At 70.5% G+C, this 24296-nt stretch carries 23 protein-coding genes; 14 read left to right on the top strand and 9 right to left on the bottom strand.

Annotation, left to right across the window (positions count from 1 at the left end):
- Window positions 1-27 precede the first annotated feature (27 nt).
- From OG906_RS02285 to OG906_RS02275, 3 genes are all read left to right on the top strand, one after another.
- On the top strand, window positions 28-795 hold the full coding sequence (locus tag OG906_RS02285) for a response regulator transcription factor (RefSeq protein WP_329439445.1): 768 nt from the start codon (window positions 28-30) through the stop codon (window positions 793-795).
- Window positions 788-1885 (top strand): sensor histidine kinase, encoded by a 1098-nt coding sequence (locus OG906_RS02280; RefSeq protein ID WP_329439443.1) that lies wholly within the window; start codon window positions 788-790, stop codon window positions 1883-1885. Before OG906_RS02285 ends, OG906_RS02280 begins: the two co-directional genes overlap by 8 nt.
- Window positions 1886-2118: 233 nt before the next feature.
- A complete protein-coding gene (locus OG906_RS02275; RefSeq protein WP_150521392.1) occupies window positions 2119-2310 on the top strand; it encodes a DUF4236 domain-containing protein in 192 nt (63 codons plus the stop codon).
- Between the two features lie 123 nt (window positions 2311-2433).
- On the opposite strand, the gene OG906_RS02270 is transcribed toward OG906_RS02275, so the two are convergent.
- From OG906_RS02270 to OG906_RS02260, 3 genes are all read right to left on the bottom strand, one after another.
- A complete protein-coding gene (locus OG906_RS02270; protein ID WP_329447901.1) occupies window positions 2434-4050 on the bottom strand; it encodes an oleate hydratase in 1617 nt (538 codons plus the stop codon).
- Window positions 4051-4176: 126 nt separating this feature from the next.
- The gene (locus OG906_RS02265) at window positions 4177-4791 is read right to left on the bottom strand and encodes a DUF4328 domain-containing protein (protein WP_329439442.1); all 615 of its coding nucleotides are present in this window, start codon (window positions 4789-4791) and stop codon (window positions 4177-4179) included.
- A 232-nt stretch (window positions 4792-5023) separates the two neighbouring features.
- Window positions 5024-5509 carry a MarR family winged helix-turn-helix transcriptional regulator gene (locus OG906_RS02260; RefSeq protein ID WP_329439441.1) on the bottom strand — a complete coding sequence of 162 codons (486 nt, stop codon included), beginning with the start codon at window positions 5507-5509 and terminating at the stop codon, window positions 5024-5026.
- Window positions 5510-5599: 90 nt separating this feature from the next.
- Here OG906_RS02260 and OG906_RS02255 point away from each other — a divergent pair, with 90 nt between their 5' ends.
- Window positions 5600-6574, top strand: coding sequence for a quinone oxidoreductase family protein (locus OG906_RS02255; RefSeq protein ID WP_329439440.1), 975 nt, complete (start codon window positions 5600-5602; stop codon window positions 6572-6574).
- Window positions 6575-6737: 163 nt separating this feature from the next.
- Window positions 6738-7730: a phospholipase gene (locus OG906_RS02250; protein WP_329439439.1), complete on the top strand. Its 993-nt coding sequence runs from the start codon at window positions 6738-6740 to the stop codon at window positions 7728-7730.
- A gap of 169 nt (window positions 7731-7899) precedes the next feature.
- On the opposite strand, the gene OG906_RS02245 is transcribed toward OG906_RS02250, so the two are convergent.
- On the bottom strand, window positions 7900-8067 hold the full coding sequence (locus tag OG906_RS02245; protein WP_329439438.1) for an SGNH/GDSL hydrolase family protein: 168 nt from the start codon (window positions 8065-8067) through the stop codon (window positions 7900-7902).
- Here OG906_RS02245 and OG906_RS02240 point away from each other — a divergent pair.
- Complete coding sequence (locus OG906_RS02240) at window positions 8048-8416, top strand: hypothetical protein (RefSeq protein WP_329439437.1); 369 nt, start codon at window positions 8048-8050, stop codon at window positions 8414-8416. The genes OG906_RS02245 and OG906_RS02240 overlap by 20 nt on opposite strands.
- Before the next feature lie 74 nt (window positions 8417-8490).
- Here the strand turns inward: OG906_RS02240 and OG906_RS02235 are convergent, their stop codons facing one another.
- Window positions 8491-9054 (bottom strand): hypothetical protein, encoded by a 564-nt coding sequence (locus OG906_RS02235; protein ID WP_329439435.1) that lies wholly within the window; start codon window positions 9052-9054, stop codon window positions 8491-8493.
- A 931-nt stretch (window positions 9055-9985) separates the two neighbouring features.
- On the opposite strand from OG906_RS02235, the gene lanL reads away from it, so the two are divergent.
- The 4 genes from lanL (at window position 9986) to OG906_RS02215 (ending at window position 14968) form a co-directional block, all read left to right on the top strand.
- A complete protein-coding gene (gene lanL, locus OG906_RS02230) occupies window positions 9986-12661 on the top strand; it encodes a class IV lanthionine synthetase LanL (protein ID WP_329439433.1) in 2676 nt (891 codons plus the stop codon).
- A gap of 44 nt (window positions 12662-12705) precedes the next feature.
- The gene (locus OG906_RS02225; RefSeq protein ID WP_266967876.1) at window positions 12706-12861 is read left to right on the top strand and encodes a VenA family class IV lanthipeptide; all 156 of its coding nucleotides are present in this window, start codon (window positions 12706-12708) and stop codon (window positions 12859-12861) included.
- A 107-nt stretch (window positions 12862-12968) separates the two neighbouring features.
- Entirely contained in the window at window positions 12969-14081 is a 1113-nt protein-coding gene (locus tag OG906_RS02220) for an ATP-binding cassette domain-containing protein (protein WP_329439429.1), read from the top strand.
- The gene (locus OG906_RS02215) at window positions 14078-14968 is read left to right on the top strand and encodes an ABC transporter permease (RefSeq protein WP_329439426.1); all 891 of its coding nucleotides are present in this window, start codon (window positions 14078-14080) and stop codon (window positions 14966-14968) included. Before OG906_RS02220 ends, OG906_RS02215 begins: the two co-directional genes overlap by 4 nt.
- 54 nt (window positions 14969-15022) lie before the next feature.
- On the opposite strand, the gene OG906_RS02210 is transcribed toward OG906_RS02215, so the two are convergent.
- Window positions 15023-16168, bottom strand: a complete 1146-nt coding sequence (locus tag OG906_RS02210) for an ABC transporter substrate-binding protein (RefSeq protein WP_329439424.1) — start codon at window positions 16166-16168, stop codon at window positions 15023-15025.
- 158 nt (window positions 16169-16326) lie between these two features.
- On the bottom strand, window positions 16327-18948 hold the full coding sequence (locus OG906_RS02205; RefSeq protein ID WP_329447900.1) for a SpoIIE family protein phosphatase: 2622 nt from the start codon (window positions 18946-18948) through the stop codon (window positions 16327-16329).
- A gap of 417 nt (window positions 18949-19365) precedes the next feature.
- On the opposite strand from OG906_RS02205, the gene OG906_RS02200 reads away from it, so the two are divergent.
- Window positions 19366-20529: a PP2C family protein-serine/threonine phosphatase gene (locus tag OG906_RS02200; RefSeq protein ID WP_329439422.1), complete on the top strand. Its 1164-nt coding sequence runs from the start codon at window positions 19366-19368 to the stop codon at window positions 20527-20529.
- A gap of 148 nt (window positions 20530-20677) precedes the next feature.
- Here OG906_RS02200 and OG906_RS02195 read toward each other — a convergent pair whose 3' ends face one another.
- On the bottom strand, window positions 20678-21301 hold the full coding sequence (locus OG906_RS02195) for a DUF2867 domain-containing protein (RefSeq protein WP_329439420.1): 624 nt from the start codon (window positions 21299-21301) through the stop codon (window positions 20678-20680).
- A gap of 109 nt (window positions 21302-21410) precedes the next feature.
- On the opposite strand from OG906_RS02195, the gene OG906_RS02190 reads away from it, so the two are divergent.
- Together OG906_RS02190 and OG906_RS02185 are read left to right on the top strand one after the other, a co-directional pair.
- The gene (locus OG906_RS02190) at window positions 21411-21971 is read left to right on the top strand and encodes a TetR/AcrR family transcriptional regulator (protein WP_329439418.1); all 561 of its coding nucleotides are present in this window, start codon (window positions 21411-21413) and stop codon (window positions 21969-21971) included.
- 120 nt (window positions 21972-22091) lie between these two features.
- The gene (locus tag OG906_RS02185) at window positions 22092-22304 is read left to right on the top strand and encodes an I78 family peptidase inhibitor (protein ID WP_329439416.1); all 213 of its coding nucleotides are present in this window, start codon (window positions 22092-22094) and stop codon (window positions 22302-22304) included.
- A 91-nt stretch (window positions 22305-22395) separates the two neighbouring features.
- On the opposite strand, the gene OG906_RS02180 is transcribed toward OG906_RS02185, so the two are convergent.
- Window positions 22396-22884 carry a cysteine hydrolase family protein gene (locus OG906_RS02180; RefSeq protein WP_329439414.1) on the bottom strand — a complete coding sequence of 163 codons (489 nt, stop codon included), beginning with the start codon at window positions 22882-22884 and terminating at the stop codon, window positions 22396-22398.
- Window positions 22885-23028: 144 nt separating this feature from the next.
- On the opposite strand from OG906_RS02180, the gene OG906_RS02175 reads away from it, so the two are divergent.
- The gene (locus OG906_RS02175) at window positions 23029-24237 is read left to right on the top strand and encodes an FAD-dependent monooxygenase (RefSeq protein ID WP_329439412.1); all 1209 of its coding nucleotides are present in this window, start codon (window positions 23029-23031) and stop codon (window positions 24235-24237) included.
- Window positions 24238-24296 lie beyond the last annotated feature (59 nt).

Below are 24296 nucleotides of genomic sequence, written 5' to 3'. Positions count from 1 at the left end.
ATACACCGTCCTGCATAGGCTTCGGACATGCGCGTACTGATCGTGGAGGACGAGCCCTACCTGGCCGAGGCGGTCCGGGACGGTCTGCGGCTGGAGGCAATCGCCGCCGACATCGCAGGCGACGGCGACTCGGCTCTGGAACTGCTCGGCGTCAACTCCTACGACCTCGCGGTCCTCGACCGCGACATCCCCGGCCCCTCCGGCGACGAGGTCGCCCGGCGCATCGTCGCGTCCGGGAGCGGCATCCCGATCCTCATGCTCACCGCTGCCGACCGGATCGACGACAAGGCTTCCGGGTTCGAGCTCGGGGCCGACGACTACCTCACCAAACCGTTCGAGCTGCGGGAGCTGGTCCTGCGCCTCAGGGCGCTCGATCGCAGACGCGGGTACGCCCGGCCCCCGGTCCGCGAGATCGAGGGCCTACGGCTCGACCCCTTCCGCCGGGAGGTCTTCCGCGACGGACGCTACGTCGCGCTCACCCGCAAACAGTTCGCCGTGCTGGAGGTCCTCGTCGCCGCCGAGGGCGGGGTCGTCAGCGCAGAGGAGTTGCTGGAGCGGGCCTGGGACGAGAACGCCGACCCCCTCACCAACGCCGTACGCATCACGGTGTCCGCACTGCGCAAACGGCTCGGCCCACCATGGATCATCGCCACGGTGCCCGGTGTCGGCTACCGGATCGAGACCCCCAGGAACACCGCGGCGAGCACCCCGGACGGCCCCACTGACGGCACCCCAGACGACACCACTGACCAACCCGCAGACGACACCGCCGACCCGGGCCGTAGGCATGCGTAGACGCCCAGGCCTGAGCGCCCGGCTGAAACTCACCCTCAGTTACGCCGGATTCCTGCTCCTCAGCAGCGCTCTCCTGCTGGCCGTGGTCTGGGTGTTCCTGCTGCGCTACGTACCCGACAACTCCAAGGGCCTTCTCGGGATCTCGCCCAACCGCTACCTCCTCCTGCACACGTTCGTCCCCGCCGCGGCCGTGGCCCTGGCCTGCCTGCTCGTGTTCGGCCTCCTGGGTGGATGGATCCTCGCCGGTCGCATGCTCGCACCGCTCACCCGGATCACGGACGCCGCACGGATGGTCGGCAACGGGTCGCTGTCCCACCGGATCCGCATGAAGGGCCGCCGGGACGAATTCCGTGAGCTCTCCGACGCTTTCGACTCTATGCTCGACCAGATCGAATCCCACGTCGCCCAGCAGCAGAGGTTCGCCGCGAACGCCTCACACGAACTGCGCACCCCGCTGGCCGTCTCGCGGACGCTCCTCGACGTCGCCCGCAAGGACCCCACGCGGGAGCGGGACGAACTCGTCGAACGCCTGCACGCCGTCAACACGCGGGCGATCGACCTCACCGAGGCCCTTCTGCTGCTCAGCCGCGGCGACCGGGGAACCTTCATCCCCGAGAGCGTCGACCTCTCCCTCCTCGCCGAAGAAGCCGCCGAAACACTGCTTCCCCTCGCCGAACGGCGCCGGATCACGCTCGACGTCACCGGCGGGGCGGCCCACACCAGCGGCTCCGCGGAACTCCTGCTGCGGATGGTGACGAACCTCGTCCAGAACGCCATCGTCCACAACATCCCCGCCGGCGGCACCGTGACGGTCCACACCGAGGCGGACGACGACGCGAGCGTCCTGCGGGTGGAGAACTCGGGCAGTCGACTCCCACCGGACCTGGTACCGACCCTCACCGAACCCTTCCAGCGAGGAACGTCACGGGTACGCACGGACGAGCACGCCGGCGTCGGCCTCGGCCTGGCCATCGTGGACAGCATCGTCCGCGCCCACGCCGGAACCCTCGACCTCGCACCGCGCCCTGCCGGCGGTCTGCTCGTCACGGTCCGGCTCCCCGGCACGCCGCACGCCGCTCCGCCTCGCTGAGCGGACGGGGGAGGGGGAGCGCCGCACTGCTCCCGACGGCGACGGTCGTCGTCACCGGCGGCCACATCCCGCCTCACCTTGCCCGCATCTCGCCGCGTCTCGCCGCACTTCGCCGCATGGGCAGGCCGCCGTGCGCATGGAACGGCCGGCGGCGGACACACGTATGCCAACTGGCCTGAACACAACAGAAGTCGGGGCGCCCGGCCCCACGCGTACCGAGGGAGCGAGACGTCATGCCGCTGACATTCCGCAAGAGTTTCAGGATCCTGCCCGGCGTCCGGCTCAACATCAACCGCAAGTCGTGGTCGATCACCACCGGTGGCGGCAAGCACGGTCCCCGCCACACCCACAGCAGCACCGGACGTCGTACGACCTCGGTGGACCTGCCCGGCCCCTTCGGCTGGCGCAAGACCACCCGCGGCTGATCCACGGGGTGCGCGCCGCGTCCAAGGAACCCCCGGCCGGGCAGGCCGGGGGTTCCGTCTGCGGGTGGAGGGCGCGTTGGAGAGCTCGAAGCCCCCGAAGCTTCCGAAGCGGCGTCCGGTCGGTCAGTGGCGGTGCAGGGTCTGGAGGGCCTCGACCAGGACCTTGGGGTTGTGTCGCCCCTTGTAGACGGGCGGGGGCTGCTGGTCGAGCTTGAGGAGGCCGGCCACCGCGGTCCAGGCGGTGCGCACGGAGTACTCGACGGTGAAGACCACGTCGTCGGGGACTTCGGCGTACTGGCCGATGAAGGCGAGGTTGGTGGAGCCTCGGGGGACGACCTGGGGGCGGTCACCACGGCTGCGGACCAGGAACTGGCTGGTGATGTACGGCATCAGGGCCGGGATCACGATCGAGTTCTCCACGATCTGGTCCCCGGCCTCGCCGAACGGCAGATGCCCCATCACCTCCCGGAGGATCTCGCGACCACTGCACTCGCGCATCGGCTTCCCGACGTGCTCGCCTTCCCGGTGGGGGAAGAGGGCGTAGCCCCACCACACGAAGGTGTCCTTCGGCTGCTCGCGGAAGTGGGGCTGGTGATTGAGGACGATGGTCAGCAGCCAGTTGGAGTCCTTGAAGGTGATCAGGCCACCCTTGCCCGCCTCGCTCCCGGAGAACTTCTCCATCAGCCTGAAGAAGGTGGGGTCCTTGGTGGTGACCGTGAACGATTCCCAGGTGGACTCGGCGAGGGAGGAGTCGAACACCTTCGGGTTCCCCAGGCCCTGCCGCTTGGCCGCGAGCTTCTCCCACAGGTGCCAGGCGCCACTGGAATCGGAGGTGTCCAGCACGGGTGCGGTGTCGGTGGAGCCGGTGGTGGAACTCGCGGTCATGGAGCCGTTGGTGACCATCACCAGGTCCTCGGGGGCGACGGGGACGGTCTCCTCCCGGCCGTTCCGGGTCCAGGTGATGGACTCGACGGTCAGCGCGTCGCCCTCGGCCAGGCCCAGGTCCGTCACCGTCGTCTCCTGCACGATGGTGACGCCCTGTTCGGTGAGCCACTTCACCATCGGGCGCACGATCGAGTCGTACTGGTTGAAGCGCGTCCGGTAGATGCCCGACATGGAGTCGAAGGTCTTGAACAGGTGGATGAACCGGTTCAGGTAGCGGCGGAACTCGATCGCGCTGTGCCACGGCTCGAACGCGAACGTGGTGCACCACATCCACCAGAAGTTCGTCTCGAAGAAGCCGGGGCTGAAGCAGTCGGTGATCCGCTTGCCGTCCAGATCCTTCTCCGGCGTGGCCGAGCACTTGATCAGATCCAGCCGGTCCCGCTCGGAGAAGCCCATGTCGCGAGAGGGCAGGACCTTGCCGGAGGCGTCGACCAGGCGAGCGTGGTCGTCCCAGGCGAAGTCTTCGTGAAAGGAGAACGTGTCCTCGGTGACCGACTTCGACGGGTCGTCCAGCGACGGGATCGAACCGAGCAGATCGTAGGTGCACTCGAAGTGGATCTCGAACATGCGCCCGCCGCGCATCGTGTAACCGGTCTCCGGCGAGCCCGCCGCGTCCAGGCTGCCGCCGTCGCGGTCCTGCTCCTCCAGGATCACGATGTCCGCTCCCGCGAACTTCCCCTCACGGATCAAGAACGTTGCCGCGGACAGCGAGGCCACCCCGCTGCCCACCAGATACGCCTTCGCCATGGTGGATCCCTTCGGCAAGTGGGAGCGAAATTGAACATTTCGCCCCATCTTGTAGGGAAAGTGAGGGAATCGCATTCCCGTCATCGTCCGCCGAGGCCGCTCCTCGTCCTGCGGTGACCGATGCCCGGGCATCGTGACAGGGGGCGACGAGCGGCCGGAGCGGGGCCGGAGCGGTCAGCGGCTGCTGCCGCCGGCGGCTTGGTTCAGCATGCGGGTCAATCGGACGGCGAAGTACGCGGCCGCGGCCGCCGCGACGATGTTCAGGGCCGCCGCCGCCATCCCGAGGTTCACCGAGGTGAGGAGCGCGTCGAGCTCCTCGGCGCGCTGGTGGCTCAGGTTCGCGTACCAGCCGAGCAGGACCGAGCCGGCGAAGGAGCCCCACCACAGGTTCACCGGCCAGAAGGAGGCGCCGGCCGGGCCCGCGGACGGCGTCGCCCGGGTGCCGGCGCTCCACATGTCGACGGCGATGCGGTAGGGCATCCAGAAGCCGGCCACGGGCACGAACCAGGCTCCGATCGCCCAGCCCGGCCCCTTCCCGAACTGGTCCGGGGCCAGCGCGCCGGCGTTGCGGCGCATCCGGTGGAACCAGGTGATGAAGGCGGCCGCACACGCCGCGAGTCCGACCACGTGGATCTGGTCGTAGACGAGGAACAGGCGGTCGGCCTGGTCCAGCCGGTCTTGGGAGACGAAGGCGAAGCCCCCGTCGCCCTCCACATCGGCGTGAAGTCGGGCGCCGACGAAGAGGGAGAAGAGGTCCCCGGCCGCGACGACCGCCAGCAGGACACACACCCCCACGACCAGAACCCGCGAAGTGCCGGTGCTCCGTACGGCAATCGGCGGGCGTGGACGGAGAACGCCGGAAGACGTCATGACGGTTGAACCCCCACGGGCAAGAAGTGGAAACGGCCCGCGGATGTGCGTGCAGAGGGGAAAGTACGCCGGCGCGGGCCCGCTCGTCCATGGGGAATCCCCTGCTCCGCTACCGGGGGGAGTGGTCCATGAAATGACGGAAGGAGTCTCGTCAGTCGCGGGGGCGCGGTGATCGGGTTTCGGTCGTGGGGGTCTGCCGGCCGAGTACGGCGGTGGCCCGTTCGAGGAGCGCGCACAAGGTGGTGTGTTCGTCGGGGGTGAACGCGTCGGTGAGGGCGCGTTCGAGGACGATCACCTCCTGGTACGCGCTGTCGAGCACGGTTCGACCCTCGTGGGTCAGGTGGGTGAGGAGGACCTTGGCGTGCGCGGGAGCCGGTTGACGGGTGATGAGCTGCTTCTTCTGCAGGCCGCCGAGCACCGTGGCCATGGTCTGTTGGGTGACACCGCAGGCGCGGGCGAGTTGGGCGCCCGACATGCCGTCGTCCCGGGACAGGGTGAGCAGCACGGTGTACTGCGTCAGCGAGAGGTTGTAGCCGCGCAGCACGGCTTCGTGGTGCGCCATCAGAGCCTGTTCCGCCCGCCGGATGCGGGTGCACAAGTACTCCTCGGCCGCCATCTCGGTCGCACGACCCTCCATCTAACTCAGACTCCTTGGTTGACTCAGGTAGCTGATACTGGCTACGTTTCTGAGTGTCAGCATACTGATTCACCTCAGGGAGCAGTGACCATGAAGGCTGTCGTCCTCGACACCGACGACCGGTTCCGCCTCACCGACATCGACCAGCCGGTCCCCGGCCCCGGCGAGGTCGCGATCGCAGTTCAGTACGCGGGCATCCAATGGGGTGACGTACTCGTCCGAGGCGGGCACTTCCCGGTGCCCCGGCCCTTCGTGCCCGGCTTCGAGGCGGCAGGGCGTGTCATCGCGGTCGGCGAAGGAGTCGACGTCGAACTCCTGGACCGGCCGGTGACCGCACTGACCGGCGGAGGCGCCTACGCCGAAGTGGTGCTCGCGCCCGCCGCGCTGGTCCTCGACGCCACGGGCGTGGACCCGCGAACCGCCGCGGGGCTCGGCTGGGCCGCCCCCACGGCCTACGACCTGATCAACACGGTCGCCCGCGTGCGCGCCGGTGACAGCGTCCTCATCCACGCGGCAGCAGGCGGGGTCGGCAGCCTGGCCGCACAGTTCGCCAGACAGGCGGGTGCCGAACGGATCGTCGGAGTGGTCGGGAATGCCGACCGAGCCGCCTACGCCACCCGATTCGGATACGACCTGCTGCTCTCACGCGAGGACTTCCGCGACGCCACGGCCGACGAACGCTTCGACGTCATCCTGGACCCGGTCGGCGGGCCGACCCGCCTGACGAACGTCCAACGGCTCGCCCCGCACGGCCGGCTGGCGCTCTACGGAAACATCGCGACCCCGGACTCCGTGGCCCTGGACGACAACGACCTGCTCGTGAGCGGCGCGTCCGTACTCACCTACAACAGCAACCTGCTCAGTCGAACCCACCCCCACCGGCTGGCCGACAGCGCACGCGCCGCACTGCGCTTGGTCGCCTCGGGGCAGGTGCGCCCCGACATCACCGCCACATACGAGATGGTCGACCTCGACGAAGCGGTCCACCGCCTGGCCGAGGGAGGCACGCGCGGCAAGAGCGTCCTGCGCATCACCGGAGGCTCGTCGCGAACCTTCCGCGGCTGACGGACGACGCGCGGCCGGTCAGGGGTGGGGCGTTGTGTGAGGGATTGGTAACAGTGAAGGGTGGCGAGCAACGAGCCGGTCGGCCGGCCTGTCTGGCTGGTGAACGTGCCGGACCGGTGGAACGTGCCGGGACCGGTGAACACGACATGAAGGAACGACTCTCTTGACCACTCACTTACGACGAGGCGCCCGCCGCCCGCGGATGACATCCGCGCTGATGGCGGCGCTGTTCGGGATCATCAGCGTCACCGCATTGACCACGACCCCCGCGGCAGCGGCCGATCAGCGCCAGGCGATCTACGCCATCGCGCACCGGGTCGACACCCTGGACGGCGTGGACATCGCCCTCAAGCACGGCGCCAACAGCATCGAGATCGACGTCTGCGCCTGGTGGAACCCGAACGAATGGCGCGCCTACCACGACTGCTCCTCCGCCGGTGAGAACCGGCGGGGCCCCAGCGTCGACAGCATGATCGACCGGATCCTCTCCAACGCCCAGGCCGGGCGACGCCTGTCGCTGGTCTGGCTGGACATCAAGGACCCGAACTACTGCGGAGAGGAACCGAACCGCGGATGCAGTGTCGCCGGCCTGCGCGACAAGGCGCAGAGGCTGACAGCCGCCGGGATCCAGGTGCTCTACGGCTTCTACGAGTACCACGGTGGCAGCACCCCGGACGTGGGCGGCAGGGGCTGGAAGAGCCTGGAAGGCAGGCTCGGCGGCCTTGAGGGCATCACGACCACCGGGACCCGCGACCAGGTCGTGGGCGCCTTCAACCGTTCCGGTTCCGGATTCCCCGCCGGTCGCCGCGTCATGGACTACGGGGACTCCGACATCACCAAGGGATTCGGCAACTGCACCGAAGCCACCTGGAACACGTGCGCGGAGCTGAAGAAGGGCGCCGGGGACCGGGCCGCCGGACGGTTGGCCGCCACTCTGTCCTGGACGACCACCTACAACGACCCCTGGTATGTCGACAAACTGTTGGGTGACGCGCGTGTGGACGGCATCATCGCCGGCTACGGCGCCTTCACCGGAGTGCGCGAGTACGACGACAGCTGGCAGTGCGCGAACTCCATCAACCTCATCCGCGACTGGGTGAACCGCCACGGTTCCACCCACCGCATGGCCAGCAGCGCGGATCGCCTCTTCAGGTAGGGGAGAACCGGGCCGGGGCCAGTACTGCCCTGCGCCGCATAATGCTGCGAGACGGTCGGCAGGGATCCCGGCCGACCGTCTCGCAGCGCCGAGGCACCGGCGTGTCCCCACGTTGTCCGACGGGGAGAGGGGCGCGCGGTCGGTTGGGCCGCCCTGCTCGGACGCCCGGTTACGCGACCAGCCGCAGCCAGGCCTCCGCGAGCGCGGCGTGGCCGGCCGGCGTCGGATGTACGCCGTCCGCGGACCAGTGCTCCGGTCCGGTCGTCACGGACAGCTCGGCGAACATGGTGTCGGCATCCAGGAGGTGCGCGCCGTACTTGTCGGCGAGCCTGCGCACGACCTGGATCTTCGGGTCCGCCCGCGCCGTCGACAACGCCCGCGTCCTCATCGAGTTCAAGAACGACGACCACCTCGCCCACCGCGTCCTGACCACCGGCCTGGCCCGCCACGGCGAGAACGCCGACCCCCTCGACACGGCGAAGGCACTCGCGACGCTGATCGAAATCGCCACCACCCTCGGCCGTCCCGAGGAGACCGCCCCTTGGCGTGAGCGGCTCGCCCGCATATCGCTCGACCCCGACCAGTGCCACCAGGTGGAAGCGATGCTGCGTAGCACCGAGCATGCCGCGCCGCTCGATCGGCCGGAAGCCGGCCCGGAGCCCGTGGAGGAGGAAGCCGGCTCCTGAGCGTGCGGATCTCCCTCCGGTCACGCGGAGTCCGCTGGTCCACCCGGCCGGCCGCACTTCGGTGTGGTCGCCGGTCAGCTGCGGGTGACGGTGTAGCCGGTGTCGTTCAGGGCGGCGGTCCACACATCGCGGTCGAACCACCGGGCGATGTCGGGTTGCCGTGTCGTGATGCCGTCCATCCTCGCCTGCCAGTCGGTGCCGGCTCGACCGCGGTTGTCCTGGCAGCCGGTACAGCCGTCCTCGCCGTGGATGTGGCCGGCCATCCACGCGTTGACGGCGACGCCGAGGACGACGAGGTAGAGGTCCCCGCCGTTCTCCTCCAACGCGGTGGGGACGCCCGCGAGGATGAGCGCCAGTTCCGGGTTGTCGACCGGCGGCGTCGGCGGCTCCCCGATCACCCACTCGACGGTCCCGCCCTCCTGCGCCCTTCGCCGCTTCCCGGCGACGCAGTCCGGGCGGCCGTCGCCATGGAAGTGCCTGTGGGGGGAACGAGTCCGGATCCCGAGCCGTTCGGCCACGAGGCGCACACGGCGTCTGACGGCCTCGGTGATCGTGCCGAGGCGCAACGCAAAGCCTCGGCGGACCAGTTGGGAGAGCGCCACGGCGACCGCGTCCTTCAACGCCTTCGTGTTCCTCATGGACGACATCCTCCCGGATTCCCCAAGCGCTCTGACCCGTTTCGCACCTGTTCGCTCAGCCTTGTGCGTGCGCCGCCGTGGTGAGGCTGCGCGACCGACCGGACTGCGGTCCGCGCGAGTTCACGCTCGACTCCTGCGCCGGATACGGCCGATGCCCCCCCGCGCTTCGGTTTGGCATGACAAGCGAGACACCGGGCGCCCCTACCGCATCGGCAACCTCAGAGGTTGTTGTATTCATGGTCGAACCGAGCGGTTTCCCTTCGCTGTTTCGCGTCAGTTTCGAGTGATCACCCGTAATTGGTTCACTGTTGAACGTCTTTAGTGAGTACAGATCAGCATGCTGATCGCGCCCGCTTCAAGATTTCGGATCATGTTCCTTCGCTGGTTGAAGTCGTGGCGGAATCGAACTCTTCGCCACTGTCCGAGGGGAGGGGAGCTGTACGACGGCAGTCCGGCCCTATAGCGTTCGCCGTGGTCACGAAGTCGCTCGCTCGACAAGGCGCCCGACAAGCCACGCAACACCTCACCCCACAACTCACTCAATCAGTCGCTCGATCGAAATGAGGTGCCGGCCCATGACGAAGGTGAGGGCGGCGCTCATGCGCTTCAGGCGCGAAGTACCTGGTGGGGGAGCCGGCGTCGAGGTGTCGCCGCAGGCTTCCTGAACCGATACCAACGGACTCTCCGTGAAATGCGAAGCGCAGAACTCGGGCCGCCCTTTCCCGAGCGGAGGCGGCACTTTCATCGAACAGGCGGAGTATTCCCGACCCGGTCACGCTTTTGCGCCTCCCTTCACGCCGGGCCACGCCATCCATTGTCGTAACGCCTCTGTGCGCTCGCCGAATCAAATGACTTCTGCCGGGCGGGCGTTGTACGTTTCTTACCGAAGGCATATTCCAACCAGCGGTTCTCACCGTTGAGAGGGACACGCATGACGAGCCACGCAATCGAACTCGACCTCGAAAGTCTGCTGCGCAAGGCGCTCCAGTCCACGGGTACGGGCAAGTATTGGACGACCGACGCGGACGAGATATGGTGCCGCCTCACACACCGCTCCGGCATACGACGCCAACAGGGCTGGAAACTGCACGTGTCCGCGACCGCCGCCTCCGCGCCGGACGTCCTCGTGAAGGCTCTGGACGTGTTGCTGGGCGAGGAAGCGGCCTTCAAATTCGTCCGGTCACTCGACCAGGTGAGCGCGCTCAACTCCCGTGCCACGCCGCGGGGGAGCTCGGGCAAGTTCCTCACCATCTACCCGCCCACCGACGAAGCCGCCGCCCGAATGGCGCGTGAACTGCACAAGGCCACGGCGGGATTGGCCGGCCCGCGGATCCTCTCCGACCAGCCGTACGCCCCGCACAGTCTGGTGCACTACCGCTACGGCGCCTTCGTCGGCCGGCGGCGGCTCTCGGACCAGGGACTGCTGGTGTGGTTCATCGAGGACCCCGACGGCAATCCCGTGGAGGACAAGCGCACCGGTCAGTACTCCCCGCCCTCTTGGGCGATCAGCCCCTTCCCCGACTCGGTGCCGCTTCCACCCCGACAGGAGAAGGCGGCGGGCAACCCCGTGGTGCTCGGCGGCCGGTTCTCGGTACGGGAGGCGATCCGGCACACCAACAAGGGCGGCGTCTACCGGGGAACGGACATCACCACGGGAGCACCCGTGGTCCTCAAGGAGGCCCGGCCGCACGTCGAGGGCGACTCGTCCGGCTCCGACGTACGCGACTGGCTGCGCGCCGAGGCCAGAACGCTGGAGAAGCTGAAGGGAACGGGACTGGCACCGGAGCCCCTCGCGATGTTCGAAACGGGCGGGCACCTGTTTCTCGCCCAGGAGGAAGTGCCGGGCGTGCCCCTGCGCACCTGGGTCGCCGAGCACTTCCGCGACGTCGGAAGCGAACGCTACCGGGCGGACGCACTCGCGCAGGCACGCCGGCTGGTGGACCTGGTCGCGGCGGCCCACGCCCAGGGCTGCGTACTGAGGGACTTCACGCCGGGCAACGTCATGGTCCGCCCCGACGGCGAACTGCGCCTCATCGACCTGGAGCTCGCCGTCCTGGAGGACGACGTCACGCTCCCCACCCAGGTGGGCACCCCCGGCTTCAGCGCCCCCGAGCGCCTGAACGACGCGCCTGTCTCCCCGACCGCCGACTACTACAGCCTCGGCGCCACCGTGTGCTTCGTGCTCGGCGGGAAGGTACCGAACCTGCTGCCCGAGGAGCCGGCCACGAGGCCCGCGGAGCAACGGTTCGCCGAGTGGCTGGCCGCCTGCGCCGGAACGCTGCGCCTGCCGGACGGCCTGCCCGAGATGATCCTCGGGCTGACGAAGGACGATCCCGGCGAGCGATGGGGCCCCGCCAGGGCGAGTGAGGCACTCCGCGAGAGCGGCCCGACGCGGCGGCCGACCCACCCCACCACCGGAACGGCGTGGGCCGACGAACCGCACGCCGCGACGCAGGTCGCGGTCGCCGGCATGGTGAACCACCTCGTCGATTCGATGACCCCGGGCGACGACCGGCGGCTGTGGCCCGTGTCCACCCTCGCCGGGGAGACCGACCCCTGCACCGTCCAACAAGGCGCGGCAGGCGCGCTGGCCGTCCTGACGCGGTACTTCGAACTCACCGGCGACCCGCGCCTGCCCGACCTGCTCGCCACCGCCGGCAACTGGATCGCCGCCCGTACCGACACCCGCTCCATACGCCCGGGCCTGCACTTCGGCGGCCGCGGCATCGCCTGGGCGCTGTACGACGCCGGACGTGCCATCGACGACCGCGCCCTCACGGACCACGCCCTGGCCCTGGCCCTGGCGCCACTGGAGTCGACGCCCAGTCACGACATCACCCACGGCTCCGCGGGCAGCGGACTCGCCGCCGCCCACCTGTGGAACCGTACCGGTGACCCGCGCCTGGCCGAGCTGGTCGTCGACGCGGCCGACCGGCTGGCCGCCGCGGCACGGCCCGAGCCGTCCGGCGTGAGCTGGCCGGTTCCCGCGGAAGCCGTTTCCACGGAGGCCGGCAAACGCTACCTCGGCTTCGCCCACGGAACGTCCGGCATCGGCTGCTTCCTCCTCAGCGCCGCAGCCATCACGCACCGCTCCGAGCACATGGAGCTGGCCGTGGCGGCGGGAGAGCACCTGGTGGCCAACGCCGTGATGGTCGGCCAGGCGGCCCAGTGGCCGGCCCAGGCCACGGACGTGCCCACGGCCCCGTACTGGTGCCACGGTTCGGCGGGCATCGGCTCCTTCCTGGTACGCCTCTGGCAGCGCACCGGGGACAAACGGTTCGGCGATCTCGCCCGCGGCGCCACACACGCCGTCATGGAACGCGCCTCTCGCGCCGCTCTCGCCCAGTGCCACGGGCTGGCGGGGAACGGCGACTTCCTCCTCGACATGGCCGAGGCCACCGGGGACCCCGCCTACCGCACGATGGCCGACGACCTGGCCCGTCTCCTCGTCTGCGAACGGGCCCACCGCGAAAGCCACGTCGTCTTCCCCAACGAGTACGGGGACGTCTCCACCAGTTGGAGCGACGGATCCGCAGGAATCCTCGCCTTCCTCCTGCGAACCCGCCACACAGACCCCCGGCACTGGATGATCCGGCAGCCGGGCTGAGCGACAGGGACCCCTGTCGCCACCGCACAGAGAAGGAGAATGTCATGGAGAACCAGGACCTCAGCCTGCTCGCCCACCTGCACGCCCTTCCGGAGACCGACCCGGTCGGCGTCGACGGCGCGCCGTTCGCCGCGACCTGCGAGTGCGTCGGCCTGCTGACGCTGCTCAACACCATCTGTATCGGCATCAGCTGCGCCTAGCCGAGAACCTCCGTCCGGTGGCCGCCCCCGGGCAGCCACCGGACGGAGCCAAGGCCGCTGTGGCCGGCAGGCACGCCGAAGACACCCCCGTGGACGAGGACCCGACCATGCAGCCACACGCCGCAGACGATGCTCGCACCCGAGCGAACCCCCCGACCGCCGCCCTCACCCACCCGGACCCCGCACGGCCCGCCGCGCAGCCCGTGTACGCCATCAGCACCCGCGGCCTGTTCAAGAGCTACCCGGGCCCGGACGGAACCACCACCCACGCCGTCCGCGGCCTGGACCTGGACGTGCTCCAAGGCGAGACCTTCGCCTTCCTCGGCCCCAACGGCGCGGGGAAGTCCACCACCCTCGCCCTGCTGTGCGCCCTGGCCCGCCCCACCGCCGGACAGGCCACGGTGGCCGGCGTCGACGTCATCCGGCGGCCGGAGCAGGTACGAAGACTGGTCGGGATGCTCTTCCAACACAGCGCCCTGGACCCGGACCTGACGGCGGAACAGAACCTGCACATCCACGCGCGCCTCTACGGGCTGCGCCGCCGCCACGCCCGCCTGCGCGCCGCCGAGACGCTGGAGATGGTCGGCCTGACCGACCGCCGGCGTTCCCTGGTCCGCACCCTGTCCGGAGGCATGCGACGCCGCCTGGAACTCGCCCGCGGTCTGCTCCACTCACCCCGGGTCCTGTTCCTCGACGAGCCGACCACCGGACTCGACCCACACGCCCGAGCCCAGGTCTGGGAGCACCTGCGCGCCTTGCGCGACCGGCACGGCAGCACGCTCTTCGTCACCACCCACTACCTGGAGGAAGCGGAGAACTGCGACCGCCTCGGCATCATCGACCACGGCCGACTCGTGACACAGGGCACGCCCCTCGCACTGAAGGCCGCGATCGGAGACGACCGGGTGGCGCTGCGCACCAGCGACGACACGGCGGCACGACAGGTCGTGGGCCGCACCGTGCCATCCGGTCTCGCCGTCACCCTGGACACCGAAGGGGTGACCCTGAGGGTGCCCGACGGCAGCGCCTGGATCCCCCGCCTGTGCGCGGCACTGGAAGCCCACGGCATCGCGGTCCACGCCGCGTCCGCGACCCCGCCGACACTCGACGACGTCTTCTTCCACCACACCGGCCGCAGCATCCACGCCCCCCGGCCCCACCGGACACCGGCCACTGCCATCCCGCGCGCAACCACGCCGGCGACCGAGGAGGCCCCATGACCGCACCCGCCCTCCCGGCTTCGGACGCCTCCGGCACCCCGAAGGCCCCCGGCGCCCCCGCCGGCACCGACCGGGAGCCGGGGACCCCGCTGCGTCACGAACTGCGCGCGGTCCACGCCCTGATCTACCGCGATCTGCTGCGCCTGTCCGCCCAACCCACCCACACCGCCCTGATGTTGCTCCAGCCGGTGCTCTACCTCTTCATCCTGGGAGGCGGTCTCGCCGCCCTGATCCCCAACTCCTCGCTGGGCGTCGGGTACCAGACCTACCTCTTCCCGGGCATGCTGATGATGACCGTGCAGACGCCGGCCATCATGGTCGGCATCCGCCTGATCACCGACCGGCAGAGCGGCTACCTGCGCGAACTCCTCATGGCCCCGGTCCGCCGGTCCACCCTGCTGCTCGGATGCTGCGCCGGCGGCACCATCGTCTCCACGGTCCAGGGCGCCGTCCTGCTCGCCCTGGCCGGCGCCGTCGGCCTGCCCTACGACCCGCTCCTCATGGCGCTGCTCCTCGCCGGCATGATCCTCACCTCCTTCACCATCACCGCCCTGTCCCTGGCCCTGGCCGTGAGCCTCACCCGGCCCGAGGTCTTCCACATGCTGCTCGGCCTGGTGATGATGCCGCTGCTGTTCCTCTCCGGCGGCTTCTTCCCGCTCGGGAACCTGCCGGGCTGGGCCCAGACGCTCGCCGCCGTCAACCCGCTCGCCTACGGAGTGGACCTGCTCCGCCGCTGCATCGCGCTGCGGGTACCGGACCAGGCGGCCACGGCGGGCATCGAGTGGTCCGACTGGCAACCTCCCCTGTTCCTGGAAGGCGGCCTCCTGCCGGCCGGCGGAGTCCTGGCCCTGGTCTGGGCCGCCCACCGCTTCAGCCGCCCCGAATGACACGCGGACGCGGGACTGAAACAGGCTCAGGATCACGACGCTCAGGCGTGGGACTCAGCCCGAGAGCGCCTTGTCCCAGTTGCGGTTGACGGTGCGTCGCGCATTCTCCGTCTGTGCCTCCGTCGGGAACGTCGGCGTGCCCTCGACCGTCGGCAGCTTCTCCGCGGCGGCCTTGTCGAGTGTGCCGTTCTTCCTCATCGCGTCCATGAGGACGGGGCGCGCATAGGCGGCGAGCCGGAGGTTCTGGCCCTCCGGGCTGAAGAGGTACTCCTGCCACAGGCGTGCCGCCGCGGGGTGCGGGGCGTCCTTGTTCACCCCGTTCGCGTAGTACTGGGCGAAGCTGCCGTCGAAGGGGATGGCGGTCCGCCAGTCGATGTCCGCGCCCTTCTTCCTGAAGTCGTCGGCATATCCGAGGTTGAGGAAGTCCCAGTCGATGCTGATCGGGGTCTGGCCCTTCGCGATCGTGGTCACCGAGGATTCGACCGGGATGAAGTTGCCGTTCTTGCGGAGGTCGGCGAAGAAGTCGATACCGGGCTGGATGTTGTCGAAGGAACCCCCGTTCGCCAGGGCCGCCGCGTACACCCCGGCGAAGGCGGAGCCGGACTTGGTGGGGTCGCCGTTGAGCGCGACCTGGCCCTTGTACTCGGGCCTGCGCAGATCGGCGAACGTCGAGGGGCAGGTCTTGACGCGCTTGGCGTCGCAGCCGATCGAGATGTAGCCGCCGTAGTTGTTGTACCAGCGGGCCCGCGGGTCCTTCTGCTCCTCGGGGATCTGGTCGTACTCGGCGACCTCGTACGGAGCGAGCAGGCCCTGCCGGGCCGCGGACTGCGCGAACGAGCCTCCCACGTCGATCACGTCGGGGGCGAGGCCTGCGGCCCTGTGCTCCTTCAGGGCGTTGATCTCGTCCTGGCTGGTCCCTTCCGGGTTCTCCACCGTGACCTTGATCCCGTACTTCTTCTCGAAGCCTTCGATCAGCGCGCCGTAGTTGGCCCAGTCGCTCGGCAGCGCGATCGTGTTGAGCGACCCCTCCTTCTTCGCCGCCGCGGTCAGCGCCGCCATGCCGCCGGTGTCCGCGGCCGAGGTGGCCACCGCGGGCGCTCTGGGCGTGGCGTCGGGCTTGTCTCCACAGGCGCCGAGGGGCGCCGCCGCGAGAGCCAGGCAGGCGGCGACGGAGGCTGTCCGGAGACGGGATGCGGGCACAAAGGCTCCATTACGGCCGATCGTCCACTGATCGAGGCCAGCGTACGTTCGGCGGCCTCGCCGCGCAGTCCCAGACGCTCCAGGTCGCAGACGCTCCCGGTCCCGGACGGTCGCGGTGCCCGACGGGTGTGTGCGTCGCCTCCCGGACCGGAGGACTCTCAGAACCCTTCCTCGCCCCACCCGGCCAGGAGCGCCTCCGCGAGGTCCAGCGCGGGCGGCGCGGTCTCGTCCTGGAGGGTCTGCTCGCTCCAGATGATCTTTCCGCGTGCGGTGTAGCGGGTGCCCCAGCGCTCGGCGAACTGCGCGACGAGGAACAGACCGCGCCCTCCCTCGTCGGTGTCCTCGGCCCGACGCAGGTGCGGGGAGGTGCTGGACCCGTCGGATACCTCGCAGACCAGGCTCCGGTCGTACAGCAGCCTCACCCGGATGGGCTCGGTGCCGTAGCGGATGGCGTTGGTCAACAGCTCGCTGAGGATGAGTTCCGTGGTGAAGGCGATGTCCTCCAGACCCCAGTCCACCAGTCGGCGGGAGCAGGCGTTGCGCACCGGCGACACCGCCGCCGGGTCGGGGGACACCTCCCACTCGGCGATCCGTGCGGGGTCCAGCCGGCGGGTACGGGCCACCAGCAGCGCGACGTCGTCGCCGGGCCGGGTGGGCAGCATCGCGTCGATCACCGCGGTACAGGTCTCCTCAGGAGTACGAGCAGGCCCTGCCAGGGCGGCGCGCAGCGCGGCCTGGGCCGCGTCCGGATCGCGGCCCCGGCTCTCGACCAGGCCGTTGGTGAAGAGGGCCAGCCGGGAACCCTCGGGCAGGGTGATCGTCATGGTCTCCATGGGCAGACCCGCGCCCAGGCCCAGCGGCGGGGAGACGGGAACGTCGGGGAAGGACACGGTTCCGTCCGGGTGGACCAGAGCGGGGCCGGGATGCCCGGCGGCGGCGGCCGTCACCTGCCCCGAGACGGGGTCGTAGATGGCACACAGGCAGGTGGCCCCGGTGATCCCCTGCCACTCCTGTTCGTCGGTGTCGATGTGGGCGACCAACTCGTCCAGGTGGCTCAGCAGCTCGTCCGGAGGCAGGTCCAGGGTGGAGAAGTTGTACACGGCGGTGCGCAGCCGGCCCATCGTGGCGGCGGCGTGCAGACCGTGGCCGACGACGTCGCCGACCACCAGGGCCACCCGGGCCCCGGGCAGCGGGATGACGTCGAACCAGTCACCGCCCACCCCGGCCTGGGCCGCCAGATAGCGGTGCGCGACCTCGACGGCGGACTGCTCCGGTACGCGCCGGGGCAGCAGGCTGCGCTGCAGGGTGACGGCCATGGTGTGCTCGCGGGTGAAGCGGCGGGCGTTGTCGATGGACAGCGCCGCCCGGGCGGTCAGCTCCTCCGCGAAGGACACGTCCTCCTCGTCGAACGGCGGGGAGTCCTCGCCCCGCCAGTAGCCGACCATGCCCAGCAGGACGCCCCGGGCGCGCAGGGGCACGGAGACCAGGGAGTGGATGCCGCGGTCCAGGATCTGCTGGGCATTGGCCTGGTGCTGGGCCCGCCAGCGCTGGGGGGTGGCGCGGAGGTCCGCCTCCAGGACCGCGTGGCCGCCCGTCCGCCCGGTGGCCATGGGGCCGCTGGGAGCGACCCGGATCAGCTCGCCGACAGGGGAGAGCGGGTGGTTTCCGTCAAGGCCGACGACGGCGGTGCGGCGCATCTCGCTGCTCGCCTCGGACGGCTCCTCGCCGCGCAGCACCGGGTCCAGCAGGTCGACGGTGACCACGTCGGCGAACCGGGGGACCGCCGCCTCCGCCAGTTCCTCCGCGGTGCGCTCCAGGTTCAGCGTCGTCCCGACCTGCATCCCCGCGTCGTACAGCAGGTTCAGCCGTTCGCGGGCCATCTCGGCCCTGCCGGAGAGTGCCCGCAGCTCGGTGGTGTCCCGCAGCGTGACGACCGTCCCGGCCTTCCCGTAGGGGGCGGTGCGCCGGATGTTCACCGCCAGCAGCCGATCGGCCGCCACGTGCAGCTCGTCGGTCGCGGAACGTCCCGACGCGACCGACTCGGCGATCCCCTCCTCCAGACCCAGGTCCGTGACGGGCAGCCCTTCCGCGTGCACCGGCAGGTCCAGGAGCCGCCGCGCCTCGTCATTGGCCAGGAGCAGCCGTCCGTCACCACCGACGATCAGCACGCCCTCTCGTACCGCGTGGAGCACCGCGTCGTGGTGCTCGTACATCCTCGTCATCTCGGCCGGTCCCAGGCCGTGGGTCCGGCGCAGCAGCCGACGGCTCACCAGGGCCGTCCCGCCCGCGGAGAGGAGCAGCACCACGGCCGCGGTGCCGAGGACGACCGGCAGCTGTCGGTTGACCATGTTCTGCACGTTCTGGACCGTGACGGGGGAGGAGACGACGGCGATGACCCGCCCGTCGGGGTCCTTGACGGGTACCACCGAGACCACGGAACGGCCGAGGGACCCTTCGAACGTCTCCGTGAAGGACGTGCCGGCCGCCGCCTTGGAGAAGGGGCCCACGACGTGCTTCCCGATCTGCCGCGGATCGCTGTGGGTGAGCGTGACGCCGTCGAGCGTGTACACGTTGATGCCGTCGACCTCGGCGATCTTCCGGGCCGCCTCCGCACTCGGCTGGAGGACCGCGCTCGGATGGGCGCTGTGCAGGGCCGGGACGATTCCGGGGGATTCCGCGAACGTTCCGGCGGCGGCGAGCGTCCGGTGCCGGGCGTCCATCATGGCGGAGCTGCGGGCCTGCACCACGAGCGCCCCCACCGCGGCGGCGACGAGCAGCATCACGACGGCCAACTGGAGGAGGAACACCTCGCCGGCCACGCTGCGCACGCTCAGCAGGGAGGACAGGCGCTGCGGCCTGCGCACCCTGCCCTTGGGGGGCCGGACGTGCTCCTGGTCCACCGGGCGGGATCCTGACCGGGGACGGCGCGGGGAGGCGGAGAAGCTCGCGGTCAAGCCGAGCAGCCGGCGCCGGAGATTCCCAGGAAAACGCCCATGTTCATATTTTCCAACCTCTTCGGGCCGTCGGCAGCGGGGAGCGTCGGTCGCCGGCCCGCAGCGATCTTGGGATCGCCGCTCAGGACGAGGGTGTGGCGCGCCGTGCGGGGGCATGGGCGGGGTCCGGGCCGCCGCCACGGCGGCGACCGGGCCGGTGAACCGGAGTGGCGGCCATGCGTCCGGACGAGGCAGGCTGTACGCATGAGGGCGCCCTTGCGCTCGCCCCCGGGACCGGGAGCCGGCGGTCACCACCAGGTCCTTTTCGCACTGGCGGAGTGCCTGCCCTTCGCACTCGCCCTGCTGGTGCTCCTCGTCGAGCTCACGCCCGCACACGTCCTGTACACCGGCCCCCTGCTGGTCGCGACACCCGCCTTGGCGGCGGTGACGATGGGGCCCAAGGGCACGCTCGCGGCGACGGGGGTGGCCGTCGGAGTCAGCGTGGTCACCGCCACCCACAACCATGCCTGGGGAGGCCAGCAGGTCTACACGAACTTCCTCGCCCTGTTCCTCGTCTCCGCGGCGAGCCTCATGACGAGCAGCACCGCGCGGACGCGCCGGGAGAACGAGCTCAACCAGGTTCGGCGGATCGCCACGGCCGCCCAGGACGTCCTGCTGCGGCCGGTGCCGTCCCGGCTGGGCGGTGTGCGGGCGGCCAGCCTGTACCTGGCGGCCGAGTCGGGTGCGCAGATCGGCGGCGATCTGTACGAGGCGGTCAAGACCCGGTACGGCATCCGGATGATCGTCGGAGACGTCCGGGGCAAGGGTCTGCCCGCCGTACGGGCCGCCGCGATCGTGCTGGGCGCGTTCCGGGAGTCCGTGCACTACGAGGACGACCTGGTGGAGGTCGTCAACCACTGCGAGGCGGCCCTGCGGCGGGACGCCCTCGTCGCGGGCGCGCTCGTGGGCGCGGGCGAGGCCGACGGCGACGACACCCTCCTCGAGGCATTCGTCACCGTCGTGGTGGTCCAGATCCCGGACGGCAGCCCCCGTGTCGAGGTGGTCAACCGCGGCCATCCGCCGCCCCTGGTGCAACGGGACGGCTCGGTCCGGTTCCTGATGCCCGCCACACCCCTGCCGCCGTTGGGCCTGGCGGAGTTCATCAGCGGTCCTCCCGGGCGCGTGGACCGCCATCCGTTCGCGCCGGGGGACAGGCTGTTGTTGTACACCGACGGTGTGATCGAGGCGCGCGACCGGGACGGCGCCTTCTTCGACCTGTCCGAGGCCATGGCGAGCATGCGCGACCGCACCCTGGAGGAGTTCCTGGAGGGCCTGCGCCAGGCGTTGCTCCGCCACACCCGGGGCGCCCTCGCGGACGACGTCGCGGTCATCCTCGTCGACCGGTGCGAGGACGAGGGACACGAGTAGGGGACCGTGGGCTGCCTGCGGTCGGCCGTGCCGGTGGGGAGACCGTCACCCATGGTGCGCGTGATGCGGCGGTGGCCGTCGGCGAGATCCCGGCCCGAGTGAACCCGGCGGGCGGGCGGTCAGGGGTTGTCGACGGACCGACAGCGGATCACTCGCCCTTCGCGTTGCGACTCGCGCCTCCTCGCGCAGCGGCGTTCGCCTCCCACTCGCGGCCGATGGAGCGGAGCAGTGCCGGGTACACCCCGAGGTACCGGAAGGGCTTGATGGCGGCCATGTAGAGGGAGCCCAGGAGTCCGTTCGGCTTCACCAGGACGGCCATCTGGCCGCGGTGGCCGCCCGCCCCGTCCGGCACCCAACCGATGTGCATCACCGCCCGCACGGTCTTGTTGGCCATCTCGGCGGCCCATTCGTCCTCGCGCTGGTAGAGCGAGGTGAACGGGGACGAGCCGAGGTCGGGACCCCGGGGCCCGTCGCGGAGGTCCGCCGGCAACCGGTCGCGCAGTTCGGCCCGCCGGCCGGCGGCGTCGGAATCCGGCTCGTCCCAACCGAACAGCGCGCCCAGCCTCCAGCGGACGGCGAAGAGGGCTCGGGAGACGAAACCGTCTCCCTTCACCCCGCTCTTCATGCCCTCGGCGAACTGGCGCACCAACCAGGCGAGGTCGTCCGGGCCGCCGGGGGTGGGCAGCGCCCATACGTCCTCGACCGTGAAGTCGGCGGCGATCTCGTGGATCCTCCACGGGCGTTCGGTGTGGTCGGTTCGGGGAAGTCGCATGGTCGGACCCCTGTCTATACGGTGGCGTATATATCGAGTGTAGGCAGATCTATACGGCCCCGTATACTCGGCGGGACGTGAGGAGACACACAGGGAGGAGGCACGCAGGATGGGCGCGACCCGCACACCCCGCGGAAAGTGGATCGAGGAGGGCCTGCGGGCACTCGTCGCCGGCGGCCCCGAAGCCGTGCGGATCGAGGCGCTGGCCCAGGCACTCGGCGTCAGCAAGGGTGGCTTCTACGGCTACTTCCGCAACCGGGACGCGCTGCTCACCGAGATGCTCGACACCTGGGAGTACGAGGTCGCCGAAGGCGTCATCGAGCAGGTGGAGAGCGGCGGGGGAGCGGCCAGGGTCAGGTTGAAGCGACTGTTCGACATCGTCGCCGAGAGCACCGACGGGCCGGTGCGGGGAACCACCGCCGACATCGCGATCCGCGACTGGGCCCGCCGCGACGCGGCCGTCGCCGAGCGCCTGCGCCGCGTCGACAACCGCCGCATGGACTACCTGCGTTCGCTGTTCTCCTCTTTCTGCCCCGACGAGGACGAGGTCGAGGTCCGCTGCCTGCTCGCCGTCTCGGTACGCATCGGCAATCACTTCAACGCCGCCGACAACGGCAGCCGCAGCCGCGCCGAGGTGATGGAGCTGATCGGTCGCCGGCTGCTGGAGTAGCCGCCGGACTCAGGGCGGAGGAGGGGGAAACGAGCGCGAACGGGATCCCGCGGACAGGATCACCCGCGCCCACCCGGCGTCAAGGGCATCCGAAGCGTGTCGGCGGGGCAGGAGAGGCCCATGACCGCATCCACTTCCTCTCCCACACCCGCCGACGACCCGAAGCGCTACGTGGGTCTCGGCACCGACGAGGCCGAACGCCAGGCACACCGGCGCGGCTGGTCGACCGTGCGTACGGTCCCACCGGGCGCGATCCTGACCATGGAATACCTCGCCGGACGGCTGAACCTCGAGGTCGAGGACGACACGGTGCGGCGCGCCTGGAGCGGATGACCACCCGCGCGCGGCTTCCCGGTCACGGGAAGACGCCGCGCCGGACGGCGGACGTCCGTGTCCACGGTGGATCGCCCCCCGGCACGTTGCCTCAGAGGTACGACGCGGCGGTGCGGACCTCACCGATCCGGGAGAAGACCCGTTCCACGGTCAGCGTGTGCTCATCGGCGGCGAACCCCGACATGGCGTCCGCCACGAACTCGACCTCGTACCCCCGGTCGGAGGCGGCCCACGCGGTGGCCGCCACCCCCATCGTGGTCACCAGGCCCGCGAGGACCACCGTGTCCACGCCCCGTTCGCGCAGCCGCCCGTCCAGACCGGTGCCCTCGAAGGCCCCGACCGTCCGCTTGATGATCTCGATGTCCCCGGGCCGTACCAGCCCCTCCGCGTACCCGCTGCCGGGCGGCTGCTCGACCACGTTCGGCCGCTCCACCCGCACCACCACCACGGGAAGGCCCCGTCCCCGGAACGCCTCGGCCAGCCGACGACAACGCTCCTCCACCTCCGCACCGGAGTACGGGGCCAGCGGCAGGGCGACGATACGGGGCATCAGGTCGATCAGAACCAGCGCAGGACTCATCCGCCGATCGTACGACCGCGCCGCCGGCCACCCGCCTGCGGGCCGTGGTCACATGGGCACCGGCATGTCCTCCCCACGTTGCTCCTCCGGTAGTTGGATGGACCAGCAACACGACCGATCCGTTTGCCTCGCCGAAGGGACCCCGTGCACACACCCACCGTCCTGATCTCCGGAGCCGGCATCGCCGGCCCCGCCCTGGCCTACTGGCTCAACGCCCAGGGCCGGCAGACCACCGTCGTCGAACGCTTCGACGAGCTTCGCGAGGACGGGCAGAACATCGACGTCCGCGGCGCGGGCCGCGAGGTCGCCCGCCGCATGGGCATCGAGGACGCGATCCGCGCCGCCTCGACCGGTGAGACGGGCACCGAGTTCGTCGACGCCACCGGCGCCCCTCTCGCCCGCTTCGCGGCCGGCACGTCCGACTCCGACGGGGCCACCGCCGAGCTGGAGATCCTGCGGGGCCAACTGTCCCGCATCATCATCGACCGCACCCGCGAGGACACCGAGTACCTCTTCGGCGACCGGATCGTCGCCCTCGACGACAAAGAGGACGGGGTCACGGTCACCTTCGCCCACGGTCCGACCCGCACGTTCGACCTGGTCGTCCTCGCCGAGGGACTGCGCTCCCGCACCCGATTCCTGGTCTTCCCCGAGATCGACGCCGTGCGCGAACTCGACTTCTACATCGCCTATCTGACCATCCCCCGCACGGGCGCCGACACCGACCTGTGGCGCTGGCACAGCGCCGGCCGCGGTCGCAGCGTCACCCTGCGCCCGGACAACCTCGGCACCATCCGGGCCACGCTCGCCTTCCTGTCCGACGTCCGGGGCCTCGACGCGCTCGACCACCGCGACCTCGTCACGATCCTGCGCCGCACCTTCGCCGACGTCGGCTGGGAGGCGCCCCGGGTGCTCGCCGCCCTGGACGACGCCCCGCTCTACTTCGACGCCGTCGGCCAGGCCCGCATGCCGTCCTGGTCCAGGGGGCGGGTGGCCTTGATCGGCGACGCGGCCCACTGCTCGTCCCCGCTCAGCGGAATGAGCACGAGCCTCGCGCTCACCGGTGCGTACATCCTCGCCGGCGAGCTCGCCGCCCACCCGCACCGCACGGCGTTCGCCCGGTACGAGATGCTCATGCGCCCCTACGTGGACCAGGCGCAGAAGCTGCCGCCCGGCACACCGCGCATCCTCAACCCGCGCGGCCGCGCCGGGCTCGCCACGATGAACACCGTCCTGAGGGTCGTCGGCAGCCCGGCCGCCGCCCGACTCGGTGGCCTGGCGTCGAAGTTGTTCACGCCCCCCGCCGACGCGATCGACCTCCCCACCTACCCACCCCGTGAGCCCACCCCGTGAAACCGCCCCGCCGCGTCGATGACGGCGGCCGCATCGGCCGCCGAACCCGACTGCATCAT

The organism is Streptomyces sp. NBC_01426, from assembly GCF_036231985.1.
GTDB lineage: Bacteria > Actinomycetota > Actinomycetes > Streptomycetales > Streptomycetaceae > Streptomyces.
Note: the sequence above shows the minus strand (reverse complement) of the source record. Positions and strands in the feature narration are given on the sequence as shown.

Bases quoted from the DNA above. Each gene is read 5' to 3' on its own strand.
- OG906_RS02205 (WP_329447900.1), bottom strand. From the start codon at position 18,948: ATGCTGCTCGTCGCCGCCGCGGTGGGGGCGCTCGTGGTGCAGGCCCGC.
- OG906_RS02190 (WP_329439418.1), top strand. From the start codon at position 21,411: ATGGGCGCGACCCGCACACCCCGCGGAAAGTGGATCGAGGAGGGCCTG.
- OG906_RS02275 (WP_150521392.1), top strand. From the start codon at position 2,119: ATGCCGCTGACATTCCGCAAGAGTTTCAGGATCCTGCCCGGCGTCCGG.
- OG906_RS02220 (WP_329439429.1), top strand. From the start codon at position 12,969: ATGCAGCCACACGCCGCAGACGATGCTCGCACCCGAGCGAACCCCCCG.
- OG906_RS02270 (WP_329447901.1), bottom strand. From the start codon at position 4,050: ATGGGGCGAAATGTTCAATTTCGCTCCCACTTGCCGAAGGGATCCACC.
- OG906_RS02180 (WP_329439414.1), bottom strand. From the start codon at position 22,884: ATGAGTCCTGCGCTGGTTCTGATCGACCTGATGCCCCGTATCGTCGCC.
- OG906_RS02195 (WP_329439420.1), bottom strand. From the start codon at position 21,301: ATGCGACTTCCCCGAACCGACCACACCGAACGCCCGTGGAGGATCCAC.
- OG906_RS02215 (WP_329439426.1), top strand. From the start codon at position 14,078: ATGACCGCACCCGCCCTCCCGGCTTCGGACGCCTCCGGCACCCCGAAG.
- OG906_RS02260 (WP_329439441.1), bottom strand. From the start codon at position 5,509: ATGGAGGGTCGTGCGACCGAGATGGCGGCCGAGGAGTACTTGTGCACC.
- OG906_RS02200 (WP_329439422.1), top strand. From the start codon at position 19,366: ATGAGGGCGCCCTTGCGCTCGCCCCCGGGACCGGGAGCCGGCGGTCAC.
- lanL (WP_329439433.1), top strand. From the start codon at position 9,986: ATGACGAGCCACGCAATCGAACTCGACCTCGAAAGTCTGCTGCGCAAG.
- OG906_RS02185 (WP_329439416.1), top strand. From the start codon at position 22,092: ATGACCGCATCCACTTCCTCTCCCACACCCGCCGACGACCCGAAGCGC.
- OG906_RS02285 (WP_329439445.1), top strand. From the start codon at position 28: ATGCGCGTACTGATCGTGGAGGACGAGCCCTACCTGGCCGAGGCGGTC.
- OG906_RS02255 (WP_329439440.1), top strand. From the start codon at position 5,600: ATGAAGGCTGTCGTCCTCGACACCGACGACCGGTTCCGCCTCACCGAC.
- OG906_RS02235 (WP_329439435.1), bottom strand. From the start codon at position 9,054: ATGAGGAACACGAAGGCGTTGAAGGACGCGGTCGCCGTGGCGCTCTCC.
- OG906_RS02280 (WP_329439443.1), top strand. From the start codon at position 788: ATGCGTAGACGCCCAGGCCTGAGCGCCCGGCTGAAACTCACCCTCAGT.
- OG906_RS02225 (WP_266967876.1), top strand. From the start codon at position 12,706: ATGGAGAACCAGGACCTCAGCCTGCTCGCCCACCTGCACGCCCTTCCG.